This window comes from Paenibacillus sp. J31R98 (genome assembly GCF_056269245.1).
Genome location: NZ_JBWDNO010000002.1, coordinates 216,001 through 230,236, shown reverse-complemented (window position 1 = coordinate 230,236; position 14,236 = coordinate 216,001). Strand labels below are relative to the sequence as shown.

At 51.2% G+C, this 14,236-nt stretch carries 13 protein-coding genes; 9 read left to right on the top strand and 4 right to left on the bottom strand.

What is annotated here, in order from left to right:
- The first annotated feature begins 20 nt into the window (after positions 1–20).
- From mnmH to AC0YNX_RS09330, 4 genes are all read left to right on the top strand, one after another.
- The gene (gene mnmH / locus AC0YNX_RS09345; protein ID WP_475815418.1) at positions 21–1,064 is read left to right on the top strand and encodes a tRNA 2-selenouridine(34) synthase MnmH; all 1,044 of its coding nucleotides are present in this window, start codon (positions 21–23) and stop codon (positions 1,062–1,064) included.
- Entirely contained in the window at positions 1,057–1,947 is an 891-nt protein-coding gene (locus AC0YNX_RS09340; RefSeq protein ID WP_475815417.1) for a proline iminopeptidase-family hydrolase, read from the top strand. Before mnmH ends, AC0YNX_RS09340 begins: the two co-directional genes overlap by 8 nt.
- A 1-nt stretch (position 1,948) precedes the next feature.
- Complete coding sequence (locus AC0YNX_RS09335) at positions 1,949–2,758, top strand: AAC(3) family N-acetyltransferase (RefSeq protein ID WP_475815416.1); 810 nt, start codon at positions 1,949–1,951, stop codon at positions 2,756–2,758.
- A gap of 126 nt (positions 2,759–2,884) precedes the next feature.
- Entirely contained in the window at positions 2,885–3,211 is a 327-nt protein-coding gene (locus AC0YNX_RS09330) for a hypothetical protein (protein WP_475815415.1), read from the top strand.
- Between the two features lie 596 nt (positions 3,212–3,807).
- Here the strand turns inward: AC0YNX_RS09330 and AC0YNX_RS09325 are convergent.
- Positions 3,808–4,089 (bottom strand): hypothetical protein, encoded by a 282-nt coding sequence (locus AC0YNX_RS09325; protein WP_475815414.1) that lies wholly within the window; start codon positions 4,087–4,089, stop codon positions 3,808–3,810.
- Between the two features lie 9 nt (positions 4,090–4,098).
- Positions 4,099–5,310, bottom strand: coding sequence for a winged helix-turn-helix domain-containing protein (locus AC0YNX_RS09320; protein WP_475815413.1), 1,212 nt, complete (start codon positions 5,308–5,310; stop codon positions 4,099–4,101).
- 208 nt (positions 5,311–5,518) lie between these two features.
- On the opposite strand from AC0YNX_RS09320, the gene AC0YNX_RS09315 reads away from it, so the two are divergent.
- Positions 5,519–7,345 carry a diguanylate cyclase domain-containing protein gene (locus tag AC0YNX_RS09315; RefSeq protein WP_475815412.1) on the top strand — a complete coding sequence of 609 codons (1,827 nt, stop codon included), beginning with the start codon at positions 5,519–5,521 and terminating at the stop codon, positions 7,343–7,345.
- A 271-nt stretch (positions 7,346–7,616) separates the two neighbouring features.
- Positions 7,617–9,386 (top strand): AAA family ATPase, encoded by a 1,770-nt coding sequence (locus AC0YNX_RS09310; protein ID WP_475815411.1) that lies wholly within the window; start codon positions 7,617–7,619, stop codon positions 9,384–9,386.
- Between the two features lie 697 nt (positions 9,387–10,083).
- Here AC0YNX_RS09310 and AC0YNX_RS09305 read toward each other — a convergent pair.
- Positions 10,084–10,377, bottom strand: a complete 294-nt coding sequence (locus AC0YNX_RS09305; RefSeq protein ID WP_475815410.1) for a hypothetical protein — start codon at positions 10,375–10,377, stop codon at positions 10,084–10,086.
- A gap of 157 nt (positions 10,378–10,534) precedes the next feature.
- On the bottom strand, positions 10,535–11,200 hold the full coding sequence (locus tag AC0YNX_RS09300) for a class I SAM-dependent methyltransferase (protein WP_475815409.1): 666 nt from the start codon (positions 11,198–11,200) through the stop codon (positions 10,535–10,537).
- A gap of 169 nt (positions 11,201–11,369) precedes the next feature.
- Between AC0YNX_RS09300 and AC0YNX_RS09295 the strand changes: the two genes are divergently transcribed.
- The 3 genes from AC0YNX_RS09295 to AC0YNX_RS09285 all read left to right on the top strand — a co-directional run bounded on the left by AC0YNX_RS09295 (position 11,370) and on the right by AC0YNX_RS09285 (position 14,158).
- Positions 11,370–12,233 carry an NAD-dependent epimerase/dehydratase family protein gene (locus AC0YNX_RS09295; protein WP_475815408.1) on the top strand — a complete coding sequence of 288 codons (864 nt, stop codon included), beginning with the start codon at positions 11,370–11,372 and terminating at the stop codon, positions 12,231–12,233.
- 381 nt (positions 12,234–12,614) lie between these two features.
- The gene (locus AC0YNX_RS09290) at positions 12,615–13,505 is read left to right on the top strand and encodes a GNAT family N-acetyltransferase (RefSeq protein ID WP_475815407.1); all 891 of its coding nucleotides are present in this window, start codon (positions 12,615–12,617) and stop codon (positions 13,503–13,505) included.
- A gap of 89 nt (positions 13,506–13,594) precedes the next feature.
- Positions 13,595–14,158, top strand: coding sequence for an FAD-dependent oxidoreductase (locus AC0YNX_RS09285; protein WP_475815406.1), 564 nt, complete (start codon positions 13,595–13,597; stop codon positions 14,156–14,158).
- Positions 14,159–14,236: the final 78 nt, after the last annotated feature.

Sequence of the window (14,236 nt, the reverse complement as noted above, 5' to 3'; positions counted from 1 at the left end):
TTTCTCAAGGGGAACTGGCGATGTTTCAAGATCTTGCAATTGAAGAACTATCAGCGCTGAGACAAGCTGGCAGCCTCGTTACGATCGACGTTAGATCGCCTTCCGAATACGCGGATGCTACGATACCAGGCAGCTTGAACATTCCGCTGTTTAATGATGAAGAGCGTGCCGAGATTGGTACCATATATAAACAAGTAAGCGTGCAGGCAGCGAAAGAACGCGGTCTTGAGATTGCATCGGCGAAGCTGCCTGCATTCATCAAGGCGTTCTCGCAAATTCCAGGCAAGAAAGCCGTATTCTGCTGGCGCGGTGGGATGCGGAGCAAGACGAGTGCGACGGTGCTCGATCTGATGGGCATCCGCACGTATCGGATAGAAGGCGGTTACCGCGCTTATCGCCAGTGGGTGGTAAGCCGCATGGAGGAGCTAGAACTTCCGCCACCTGCTTATGTGCTTCACGGCAATACGGGAACGGGGAAGACTGCGATTCTGCGCAAGCTGAAGGAGCAGTCCTATCCGGTGCTGGATATTGAACGTTTGGCGGGGCATCGGGGCTCGATCTTCGGCAACATCGGGCTGAAATCGCATAATCAGAAGACGTTCGACGCGCTGTTATCTGATGAATTGATTAAGCTCGGGCAAGCGCCGTATTTTCTAATGGAAGCGGAGAGCAAGCGAATTGGCAAGGTTGTGCTGCCAGATCGGCTTGTGACGAAGAAAGAAGAAGGCAAGCATATTTGGCTTGAGCTACCTCTAGAAGCGCGTGTGTCGAATTTGCTCGAGGAATATAAGCCTTGGGAGCATCACGAAGCTTGCTTGCAGTCGTTCAAGCTGATTAAAGCACGCATTCATACGCCGATTGCCGCAGAGATCGACTGGGCGCTGAAGCACGAAGAATACCGCATGGCGATTGAGCTGCTGCTTGTTCACTATTACGATCAGCGGTACTCGCATTCGAATACGACATATGAAATAGATCATCGCACGATTATACAGGCAGGTTCAATTGATGAAGCTGTTCTAGCGATTCAACAGCTGCTGGGAGGAGATGCCGCGAATGAGTAATCAGAAAAGTGAAGAAGGATATATCGACGTACCTGGAGGTAAAGTCTGGTATACGCGGCTTACCGAAGAAGGGGGCAACGGGGCCCCGCTCGTGGTGCTTCATGGGGGACCCGGCAACACGCACGGACCGCTGAAGTCCGAGCTTGGCGCGCTCGCGAATGAGCGTCCGGTCATCTTCTACGATCAGCTTGGCTCGGGCAATTCCGAGCGTCCAACGGATGTAACGCTCTGGCAAACGGAGCGTTTCGTAGAAGAATTGGCATGTATTCGCGAGGCGCTCGGTCTTGACCAGATGCATCTGCTCGGACATTCTTGGGGCACGATGCTTGCGGCATCGTATCTCATCGAACGGAAGCCGGAAGGTGTTCGCAGCGTTATTTTCTCCAGTCCATGTCTGAGTAGTGAACGCTGGAAGCTGGATGCCGATAGACTCATCGCGCAGCTTCCTGAGGATGTTCAGCAGACGATTGCGCTGCATGAGGAGCAGGGGACTACGGATTCCGAAGAATACAAAGCGGCGATGAAGGTCTATTACGATCGTCATGTGATCAGGCTCGATCCCTTGCCGGAAATATTAAATATCAGCAGGCCGAAGGGAAATGGAGAGGTCTACATGACGATGTGGGGACCATCCGAGTTCTGCCCGACCGGCAATTTGAAGCATTATGACGTGACGCCGCAGATGCACGAGATCGCGATTCCATCGCTGTTCCTGTGCGGTCGTTACGATGAGGCGACACCAGAGGCAACGGAGGTTTATCAATCACTCGTGCCAGGAGCGGAGCTTCGCGTCTTCGAACAAAGCTCGCATATGAGCTATCTGGAAGAAACGGACGCCTATTTGCAGGCAGTCAGGCAGTTTCTGCATAAGGTGGAGGGGTAGCGTGGAACGAATTAATGAGTCGGCATGGCCAGTGACACGGACTTCGCTCGCCCAAGATCTGTCAGCGCTTGGCGTCACGAAAGGAATGACGCTCATCGTGCATTCCTCGCTGAAAGCAATGAACCGCTGGATTGTCGGCGGTGCTGGGGCAGTTGTCTTGGCGCTCGAGGATGCGATCGGCGAAGAAGGCACGCTTGTCATGCCGACACATAGCGGGGATTTATCCGATCCAGCGCCATGGCAGTACCCATCAGTGCCAGAAGCTTGGTGGCCGCTCATTCGTGAGGAGATGCCTGCGTTCCAGCCGGATCTTACACCTACTCGGGGAATGGGTGCTGTTGTGGAATGCTTCCGCAAGCAGGAAGGAACGGTGCGGAGTTATCATCCGCAGCTATCTTTTGCCGCGAGGGGCCCGCTCGCGGCGTATCTTACAGCAGATCATTCGTTATCGTTTGGGTTAGGCGAACAGTCGCCGCTTGCGAAGCTGTATGATAGCGGGGCTTATGTGCTCCTCTTCGGTGTCGATCACAGCAATAATACATCGCTTCATCTCGCGGAATACCGGGCAAGCTATGCGAGCAAGCAGCAGGTGACCAACCATGCACCAATTCTGGTTGATGGTAGACGAGAGTGGACGGCAATCGATGAGATCAATATTAATTCAGATGACTTTGATGTGCTCGGACTGGCATTCGAAGAAGAGACAGGCATGGCAAAGCTTGGGCAGATCGGCGATGCGGTGATTCGCCTCGTGCCTGTTCGAGAGTTGGTTGATTATGGCGTCAGATGGATGGAAGCGAATCGGAAGTAAATGAGTATGAATGAAAGCTGAACCTTGAAAAGCCGCTCCATCGTGGAGTGGCTTTATTTCGTTGAGTAGTCCTCGTTTTTACAAAACAAGGCTCTCCGATAAGGACGCTGACCAGATAGCAGCAGGATGGCGAAGCTGAGTGTGCAAAGAGGTGCTGAGAGGGGAATAAACCTCTCTCGCGAGGCGAAAACAAGCAAACTCGAAGCTGAGTACGGAAAAAACCTCTCTCAGCGGGAGAAAACCGCTCCGCGCGTTGATTTGCTGCGCCGAGAGAGGAAATACCCGCTCTCGGTGAGTGAAGTAGCGAAAACGGGTGCTGAGAGAAGGGAAAACCTCTCTCAGTGGAGGAGCGAGCGCGAGCAGTGGCTTATAAATAGATACTGTGAGATCGAGGATGATTACTTAGCACCAGCGGGGCGACTCGCTCCCCAAAATCTTACGAAAACGAACTGAGAGAACCTATACGTGCTCTCAGCATCCAAAATGCGCCGAAAAATGGCTGAGAGAACACATACGTGCTCTCAGGCGCAAAAGTTGAACAAACTAACCGATGTTCTGTGTCTGAGAGAACCTATAAGTGCTCTCAGCATCCAAAATGAGCCAAAAGCCCGCTGAGAGAACAAATACGTGCTCTCGGGCGCCGAAGTTGAACAAACAACCGATCTCTATTTCTGAGAGAACTTATACGTGCTCTCAGCACCCAAAATGCGCCAATAGCCCGTTGAGAGAACAAATACGTGCTCTCAGGCGCCGAGAATGATTGCGGCTCTGATCTTAGAGAGCAGATTTTGCATTCTCAGACTGATAAGACTTTCTCGACAGTCAAAAAGCCGCTCCATCATGGAGCGGCTTTAGACCGTTTGCGAAGCGAGCAGACGGTTAGTGGAATTCGCAATGCTCCGGTCGAAGAATCGACCGGGTTGCGCAGATTCTCGTTCGGAGCAAGGGATCGGAAGGCTTGGACAGGAGCATCCAAACTTCTAACGGATTCAGGAGGTGCTATCCGGTCAATTTCGCCCCGTTTGAAATTCTAACGGACTCAGGAAGCGTTATTTGGCTCCAATAATGCATTTTACGCTCCATTTGGACCCAATAGCGCTGCTTAGAACCGTTAGAGTGAGAACAGAGCTAATTTCGTGCGAATAAGGTTTGTACGTTCCGTTAGCAGTGGAAGATGGCAGCATAGGCAACGGTTGCTCCAGCAGACCGGGATACTGGTCGCCCAGCCGCTCCATGGAGCGGCTCAGCTCACCCGAAATCGACTTCGGCGGATTCGATCTGATCGTCAAACCGATCAGATTCCGGCCGGCAGTATCCGCATTACTGTCCAACCTCGCTATCTACGCATTCATGTCCGCAAAGTTGGAACGGTCAAACGTCGTTCCAAGATACGCGGCGAACCGCTCCAAGCATTCGATTACAGAGTCTTGCATGGCTGCATCGACTGCCGCATCGCGTTCCCACCACCAGTTGAGAATCGTTAATGGCGACTTCTTGCGTTGGTTAGCAAACTCGACGCGTGCGACGAGCCGATCGCCGTAAACGACTGGCAGTACGTAGTAGCCATACTCGCGTTCCGCTGCTGGCTTGTAGACTTCCCAGCGGTATTCGAAGTCGAACAGCTCTTTAATGAGATTCCGGTCCCACATCAGATTATCGAGCGGTGCGAGCAGGCTGGCGCGCTTCGGATTGTCATCGCTAGCGGCCATTGCGCTCTCAAAACATTCAAGATTGGAAGCGCGAAGGTAAAGTGGATGCGCGATCCCTTCAACTTGAACCTCTATGAGCTGTCCGCTTGCAAGAAGCTGCTTGAACGCCTCGTTGCGATTGCGGCTCTTCATCCCCCGAATGCCAATCCAAGCATCGCTAGGCCGGTTCCATAGAAGTCCGATACTGCCAACCCGTCGAAGCACATTCCATGCAAAATACAGCTCGTCCGATTCAATCGGATCGGCTTTCGTATAAAGCGACTCTGGGATGCAGCGCTCGGCAATATCATAGAATCTGCGCGTTCCGACTTTGTGATGAACAATCAGAATACCGGCATAATACATGCCTTCCAGTGCTGCGCGGGACAGCCTTGTCGGTCCCCAGCCCCAGTCGACTTTCTCCGCGTAGTCCAGATCGCTGGAGCAGAGCGGACCGCGTCTCTCAATCTCGGCGTAGACCTGATTCACCGTATCCTGATTGGATTCGCACCATCCTGCATGCTGTCTCCTGAATCTGGCAAAATACGACCAATCCGTCACAGGAACAATCGACATGCACTTGTCCCACTGATCGAACAGCAGACGATCCTCATAGAGCAGCTGTCCGAGCATCGCTCGGTTGAAATGTGGAATGCGGGCCTGCAGAACAAGCTCGTGGTTCATTCCTACTACATTGAGCGGATCAAACTGAATGCAGCCGACACGTTCGATGAAAGCCATAATGCCGGCTTTGCCTTCGAAGTCGGCATTCGTATTGCTAAGCCCATGATAATACAGCAGGAAGCGTCTTGCCTGCTGCTTCGTAATCGTTAGGTGCGCCATCATTTCACCTGCCTGATTCATTTAGATGTAGTCTCTTTATTAAAGAGGATAATGGTGCAGAAGTCTATGCTGGATGAAGTGGTCTTTCAAAGTTCGATGTTATTTTAGCGAAATTTTAGAAAAACTGGATTGACGAGAATATATTTTCGTGAAAATAAATGATACCAAGGGAGGAAATGATCGACAATTGTCGAAAAAAGCTGTATTAACATTAAATGGAGGCGCTGCAATGGAGCATCAAGCTTCAAAAATCGCTGTTCAACATCTGCTGTCAACGCCTTCGAACCGTTCCCAGCGACGGCTTGTTTTTGTAATCGGCGCATTCGTTTGCCTGCTATCGCTGCTGACGGTCCCGTTCGCTCAATTGAAATTTACGGAACTGCCTGCTTTTCAGCCTGCGATATTCTCTGTTGTTATCTGTTTCGAGCTTATCACGGCTTACGTGCTGTACAGCCAGTTTCGCATAAACCGCTCGCCATCGGAGCTCGCGCTTGCCGCCGGGTATCTGTACTCAGGCGGTATGACCGCGATGTATTTAATGACCTTCCCCGGCACTTTCGCTAAAACCGGCTTGTTCCATGCGGGGCTGCAAACAGCGCCCTGGCTTTATTTGATCTGGCATCTCGGACTGCCATCAGCCATCATCGTGTATGTCTGGATTGAATCTCGCTATAAGGGGATGCAGCTAAGCCCAGCCCGAGCGAGGACAATATCTTTACTTGTATTCGCAGGAATCATCCTTCTAATCGCAGTTTGTACGTTTATAACGACCAAGTTTCATGACAGCGTGCCCATCCTCCTGAAGGACGGTCATCTAACCTCGTTTTTCGCGAGTAAAATGGCTGTGCCCATTATCATCTACAGCGTGATTGCACTGGTGCTGTTCTTCCGGTTAACGCAAGGAAACACAGTGACGACGGCATGGCTCTGTATCGCATTGCTAGCTTCATTACTCGACGTAGCGATTATCCTTTGCGGCGGAGGGCGCTTTAGTGTCGGTTGGTACGTTGCAAAGTGGAACACGTTTATCTGTGCGAACGCGGTGCTGAGCGGGATCATTTATGAGTTTACGAAGATGTATATGAGCCTTACCGTACTGTACCGAAAAGTAGCTGACAGCGAAGTTCGATATAAGGATCTTCTTGGAGAGAGCCAGCTTGCAGAGCGCGAGATTGCGAAGCGAAATGAAATTATTGCGCGGATGCTAGAATCAAGCCAAGAGGCAATCGTCATGTGCGATACTGAGGGTAAAGTGGTGTTCGCCAACCGAAGATTCGAGCATCTGTTCGAGCGACCGCTCCTGAACGGGCAGCTGTTTGCTGACTATTGTCAGCGGATACAGGCGTCGCAAGGCACGCTTGCCGAGTTGATCGACCGCTATTTTAGCGCTAGGCTGGCGACCTTTCGCGAGCGAATCTCACTCGTGACGAGCAAAGAGAAGACTCGATACTTTGAATGTTACGTAAGTCCTCTCACGGATGAGATTGATGGAACGCTTCATGGTCATTTATTCGGCTTCCACGATCGTACCGATGAGGTGCGGATTATGTACTATGATGAGCTGACGGGGCTGCCGAACCGCCGATATTTGGGCGAACGTCTCATCGAAGCGCTAGGTCGCTCCAAGAACAATATCGCGAATTTTGCAGTATTCTTCATGGATTTGGACGGCTTCAAGAAGGTGAATGACACGCACGGCCATGAAATGGGGGACAAGCTGTTGCAGGAAGTTGCGGGCATCCTTCAGTTATGTGTCCGGAGCACCGGCGTCTGTGCAAGATGGGCTGGCGATGAATTTATCGTGCTGCTAGAAAATGTGCAGAACAGGGATCAGCTCGAAGCGCTTGCCGAACAGATCATCCACGTCATTGAACAGCTGGACGAGGTGGATGGAGTGCCGATTCACGTTACGGCGAGCATCGGGGTTGCGATCTATCCGAATGACGGAACGGAAGGGAAAACGCTGCTGATGCACGCCGATCAAGCGATGTATGAAGCCAAGATGAAGGGCAAGAACAATTGTTGTTTCTATTCAACCGTAGCACAAGTTCAATAGGAAGAAGGCTTAACGACGCTCGATATGGAGCGTCTTTTTTTATGTCTTAAGAAACATACTGCGCTCGTACAAAAAAGTTTGCTACCCTCTGATATAAACGAATGATTGGCTCATAGGATTAAATATGAAGCAGTCTTACATAGGAGTGGGAGCGGATGGAGAAGAGCATATTTTGCAGGAATACTAATAAAATGTTAGTATCGTATTCTTTCATCACTGCTGCCAATCCAAGTGTGGAAAAGGAAGTGTGGCCATGAGGAGCTATTATTGGGTGAAGTGGCGTAAATTTCTCCTCTGGCTGATTGCCCTCGTCATCTTAGGTGTCTACCTGTATAACGGAGGGCCAACGGTCTGGAACGTTGCGCTTACGATTCTTAGCTTATTGTTTCAACTCATGTTTGCCGTGTTGTTCATCATTATTCAATTCGTGGCGCTGTTCTGGTTTCTCGCGCGGGGACGAACGTATTGGGTATTGCCTGGTGAAACGGGTTCGACATGGGACGATTACCGGGGCAATCCGGAAATTGTCGAGAATGCGAAGCGAATCGTTCTTCTGCTTAAAGGAGTACGGGAGTTCAAGCAAATGGGAGGCGAGGTTATCCGCGGCTTCCTGCTTTGTGGACCGCCGGGTACCGGTAAATCCTATCTCGCGCAAGTCATCGCGAATGAAGCCAAGGTTCCTTTCGCATATGCTTCGGCGCCAAGCTTTCAGAACATGTTCTTTGGGGTCGGAAACCTCAAAGTCATGAACATCTATAAGAAGGCAAGGAAGCTCGCTAGAATGTATGGCGCCTGCATCATCTTTATTGATGAGATCGATGCGATCGGTATGAAGCGTCAAGGTGGCGGCGGCATGGCGCTTGGCGGCATGATGGGCATGGGAGGCGGTTCAGGACTCCTGAACGAGTTGCTGCTGCAGATGGACCCGCCGAATCTAGACAATTCCCGCATCAAGAAGCTGCTGAGGCAGCTTGGCCTTCGCCGCAAGAGAGCGGAGCGCGAAGCGGTGCTTACCATCGCGGCAACGAACTTGCCGGATGTGCTTGATCCAGCGCTTCTGCGACCTGGCCGGTTCGACCGGCAGCTATGGGTCGATACGCCGGATTATGACGGCCGTGTCGATGTCTTCAATTATTATCTCAAAAAAGTAAAGCGCGGGGAGTCTCTAACCGCAGAGAAAGCAGCGCTTGATACAATCGGATACAGTCCTGCGCAGATCAAGCATATCGTCAACGAAGCGGTTGTCATTGCGCATCAGCGCGGTGCGCTCGAAGCCGAATATCAGGATTTCCGCATGGCAATGGAAACATACGAATGGGGGCTCAAGCAGCCGCTCCGTTCGATGCGAGACGATGAGAAACGGAATGTGGCGTACCATGAGGCAGGCCACGCCGTTGCCCAATATTTGCTGAAGCCGCATGATCGTGTGTGGAAAGTAACGATTATTCGCCGCGGTAACGCGCTCGGGCTTGCTGCGACGAAGCCGACGCACGAGCGGTATAATCGAAGCGACAGCGAGATACTCGCCAGCATTCAAGTTTGCCTCGCAGCCAGAGCGGTCGAAGAAGAGTTTCTCGGTAAGAAGCTGAACGGAGTGACTTCCGACCTGCAGCAGGCGACCAACATGGCGGGCGCCTTCCTCGGCGCGGTCGGCATGGGCGATGAGTTGTTCAGCTGGCTCACGCTCGGGTCTATGGGCGAAGCGCTGCGTTCGCTGCGACCGAAGATTAATGCGCTGCTCAGGGAGCAAATGGAGCAGGTGAAGAAGCTTATTCTCTCGCATTCTGAATTCGTCCATGCGATTGCGGAAGAGCTGCTTGAGAAAGGCGACTTGACCGGCGAGGAGATCGAGCAGATCTATATTCGACTCTATGGACAGATTCGTCCGGAGCCCCCTGTGGTGAAGACGTTGATCTTCCAAGAAGAGAAGCCGCAGCAGGAGGAAGAGAAAGAGGAAGAAGCGCCGATTCAGGAGCCTTCCGAGGATGAAGAGCAAGGCGTGGAAGGACCGGGAGAAGAAGACGATGAGAAGGGATCATGATTCGGCATCGTTGTATAGATGAGAGAGACGAGAGGCTGCCTGACGGCAGGCAGCCTTGAGCAGGGAAGCCGCTTGGCGGCTTCTTTTGCTTTGCAGTCGGAAAAGGCCTCGACAGTCTGAGAGTTCGAAAATTGCACTCTCAGCATCGCCATGCTGCCGAAATCGGCGCTTTCCCAGTCTGAGAGTTCGAAAATTGCACTCTGAAAACCGCAACCGGCCGTTTTCTTAGCTGAGAGTTCGAAAATTGCACTCTCAGCCTCCCAATGCTGCCGAAATCGGCGGTTTCCCAGTCTGAGAGTTCGAAAATTGCACTCTCAGCCTCCCAATGCTGCCGAAATCGGCGGTTTCCCAGTCTGAGAGTTCGAAAATTGCACTCTCAGAACCGCAATCGGCCGTTTTCTTAGCTGAGAGTTCGAAAATTGCACTCTCAGCCTCCCAATGCTGCCGAAATCGGCGGTTTCCCAGTCTGAGAGTTCGAAAATTGCACTCTCAGAACCGCAACCGGCTGTTTTCTTAGCTGAGAGTTCGAAAATTGCACTCTCAGCATCGCCAAACAGCCGATATAAGCATTTACCCAGACTAAGCCGTGGGTTTCTCTCACTCTGAGGACGGCAGCCATCCTTTTGTACATACCTTCCTTCACAAACTGGAAGCCGCTGAGCGGTTTCTTTGTTTTTTGTGCTCGGACACAAGCGTATCAGTGCTTATCGTTCATTTTACTCTCGGCAAGCTTTCTCAAATGAATCATCTCTTCCCTTACTGACAACGCGGCTTCCTCAATTTCATTGATAAGCTTCAGTAATACGCAACCAATTAATGAGATGATGATGCCGAGTATTGGAAATACGAGTCTCTTTATTGTAAGTATGCTTACCGACTCTTCGGATGCGAGATCATGAGCTATCACGTATTGCCAAAGACCGTAAATAAGCAGCAAGATTCCAGCCGTAATCATGGTGTAAATGAGTTTTCTTGTTGTGTTGTAATACATGCGAGCTAGCCTCCTGTGCTACTAAGGATTTCCATTTATGTTTTATACTTCGAAGAGTAGCGAAAGTTGCGTTTGTTCGAGCGTTGGTTTAGTTAGTAGACCCCAGCAAAAAACGAGCATTTCCCCTAGTCAAAGGTAAGCTCGCCTTGTGTTGGAACTATTGCTTTCGAAGTAACGCCCGGAAACAGTGGATGCCGCCCCAATATTCCGTGTGGAGCGCGTCACGTGTCATCGCGGTATCGATAGGTCCATAGAAATCAAGTCCGGCTTGACGGACAATCGACTTGAAATAGCTGAGGTTGACCGCCGGATAATCCAGTGTCACAACGATTAAGCCGTCCGCTCGCAACGTCCGCTCAAATTCTCTGAGTGCAAGGAGGGCATCTGCGGGTGTCAAATGCTCCAAAACCGAGATACAGAAGATTTTGTCGAAGAGCTGATTGTCGTAAGGGAGCGCCGTAATGCTTGCCTGGCTGAAGCTGATGCTGCCTTGTTCATACGTGGAAGCAACTGCCGTCGCAGCTCCTTCGCCGATGTCGAGCGCGACCTCCCGCATGATGCTCGGCATCGAAGTAATGCGTGGATCCATGTCGCATGCGTATGTCTTGCGAGCGTTGTTTGCCAGATAGAACTTGAACGGATGCGAAATCCCGCATGCCGCATCCAGCACTGTGTCTGATGGATTGACGAAGTGTGAGCACCACGCATATTCATAAGGTCTGCTCCACCATTCATAAGGCAAGTTGTAGACAAAATGCCTCGATGCAGCATCATCCTTGCGTACGAAACGGGATACGAAGTGTTCTTTTGTCAGCTGATTCATAGGGTAGTCTCCTTCATCTGCGTAATAGATTGCTATATTCTATTTCAGTCTATGAATTACGGACCCGGTTTATATCACATTCGGTTCGAAAGACTTTCGTTGCTAGGCAGGCGGTTGTGATATGATAGCGAATAGGTTGTCGGATACTAGGAGGAGGGCGAAAACGAAGATGAAAGTACTTGTTACAGGAGCTAGTGGCAATGGCGGTCAAGCGGTATGCCGTGAGCTGCTGCAAGCCGGTTATGAGGTTCGTATGGCCGATGTGATGCCGCCGAACGCAGCAGATCTGCGGGAGCTTGAATTTGTCAGATGCGATACGCGTACCGTTACGGATGTGCAGCAAGCGGTGAAAGGGGTGGACGGTGTCATCCATCTCGCAGCTTGGCATTGTGCGCATCAGCCTCCTGTCAGTGACGATACGATCTTCGCGGTTAATGTCGATGGTACCTATCAGGTGCTTGAGGCATGTCGCAGAGAAGGTATTCAATCTATTATTTATGCTTCGTCGATGGCCTATGGCTGGGGATCAGTATATAGCGTCAGCAAAGTAATTGGTGAAGACTTGTGCCGTTCTTACCACGAGATGACTGGGGCTTCCATTGCGATGCTTCGCTATCATGAATTTATTCCTAGACCGTACCTGGAATTCGGTTCCAGACTGCTTCGCAATGGCGTGGATCGGCGAGATGTGGCACGGGCAACCGTTGCTGCTTTGACCGCAGCGAGCAAACGCGAGTTTGGCTTATTCCGTACAATTGTACATACGAATCATGGCATGCCAGAAGAAATAAGAGCTAACTTCCGCACACTTGGACCTGCTTGGTGCGAGGAGCAAGTGCCAGGCGCAGCAGCGCTGATTGCCAAATATGACATCTCACTGCCGGGAGAAGTGGAGCAGCACGATCTGTCCGAGGCGAGAGAGGTGCTCGGATGGACGCCGCAGGTAGGATTTATCGAGTTCCTGCGCGATCTGTTGCTGCGTGATGAGCGCGGTGAGGATGTACGTAGCTTGTTCGTGCCTTCGGAGTTATAGAGTGAGAAACCCGCGTCCATCAAAAGACAGCGGGTTTCTTTATGTTTCGGCGTTTGGTGCTCTTGGGTAGCCGAGAGCACATATGTGTTCTCTCAGTCAGCCGAGAGCCAGCTTTGTATTCGAAATGTAGCCGAGAGCACATATGTGTTCTCTCAGTGCGAGAAAGTCAGCAAAATGAAGCTGAGAGCACAAGTACGTTCTCTCGGCGTAATAATGAATCGCACCCGCTGAAGCCGCTTGAGCTTGCTATTGTGTAACATCAAGAAGACTGCCCATTGGCAGTCTTCTTCGTCCTGCTGTGCTTTTCCACCTTTTAGCAATATAGTAAAATGAGAGTAATATGTTTCAATTCGCTAATCCGCTAGAGGAGGCGTACGATCAATGATCTCATTCATTCCAATGAGCAAGCTGTCTCTCGATGAACTGGTGAACTTGTGGAACCTCGGTTTTGAAGGTTATTTTTCCAACATGACGCTTAGTGTGGATCGGTATGTGGCACGGGCGGCTAGCGAAGGGCTCTCTTTGGAGCATTCGATTGCTGCGTATGACGGTGACGAGCCTGTAGGGTTTGTGATGAATGGCTTTCGTATGATAGATGGGAAAAAGGTGGCTTGGAACGGGGGGACCGGGATCACGCCAGAGTATCGGGGACAAGGCTATGGCAAGCAGCTCATGCAGCGGAATGTGCAGCTGTATCAAGAGCATGGAGTGGACATCGCGCTCCTCGAAGCGATGAGCCAGAATGAGCCTGCGATCAAGCTCTACAAGAGCACAGGCTACCAGATAACGGAGCGGCTTGTCGGCTTGCAGCAAACAGGATCACTGGAGGAAACGTTTGTAGAATCGGCAAATGCTGAACTCCGATATACCGTATCGAAAGTGCTGCCAATCGAAGTGCAGCAGCTGCCGTATTATCGGCAAATGGCCGCTTGGCAGACCCAGTGGGGGAGCCTGAAGGACGGCGAATGTTTGCTTGTAACCGATCGCGCTAGCGGTGATGTGACGATCGGCTATGCACTGTTCAGAAGAAGCTACAATGCGGACGGAAGTCTCGCGTCGATTGTACTCTATCAGTGCGAGGCATCGCCGGATCGGGCAGACGCAGAAGCGATTATGCGATCAGCGCTCACGAAGCTCTTCATGCCGGAACAGAGCAGCTGCAGGCGAGTCGCGCTCAACATCCGAGAGGGCAACGGGACGCTTATCGCGCTGCTTGAACGACTCGGTTTCAACCGATTCATGGAACAAGTTCACATGGAGCTGCGATTCTAGCAGCCTTAACTTGCATCCGCTTTCAATCAATTCTATAATGTGCTTGTACTAGAAGTGAATACCAATACGAGGATGAAGGAGTTGTTGTTATGTTTGACATTGCCATCATCGGCGCTGGACCAGCAGGAGCCAGTGCAGCGTTGTTCACAGCAAAGGCTGGTAAGAAGACTTTACTCATTGATAGTGATAAGAGTGTTACTAAGAAAGCTTGGATCGAGAACCATTACGGTGTTCCCGGCTTGAAAGGTCCTGAGCTTGTTGATATCGGCAAGCAGCAGGCGACTAAGTTCGGCGCTGAGATTGTTGCCGATGCCGTCGTGAATGTGACGAAGCAGGAAAATGGCTTCAAAGTCGAGACGGAGAGCGCGTCGTTCGAGGCGACTCACGTGATCTTCGCAACAGGCCTTGGAGCAGATCTAGCTGAGAAAATCGGTCTTGAGCTGAAGCCTGGCACAGAGCCGCGCATTAAGCAGATTATCGCTTGCGACGCGAGCGGCAAGACGAATATTGAAGGCATCTGGGCTGCCGGTACGATTGCTGGAGTCAGCATGCATACTATCATTACTGCAGGCGACGGGGCGAAGGTTGCCATCAACATTATTAGCGAATTGAACGGCACGCGTTATGTCGATCACGACTTGCTTACAACCTAATCTTATTTTGAGTGCTACAGAAGAAGAGGAACTGTCCGGATTACGGGCAGTTCCTCTTTGTATTTGGCATGAATATCG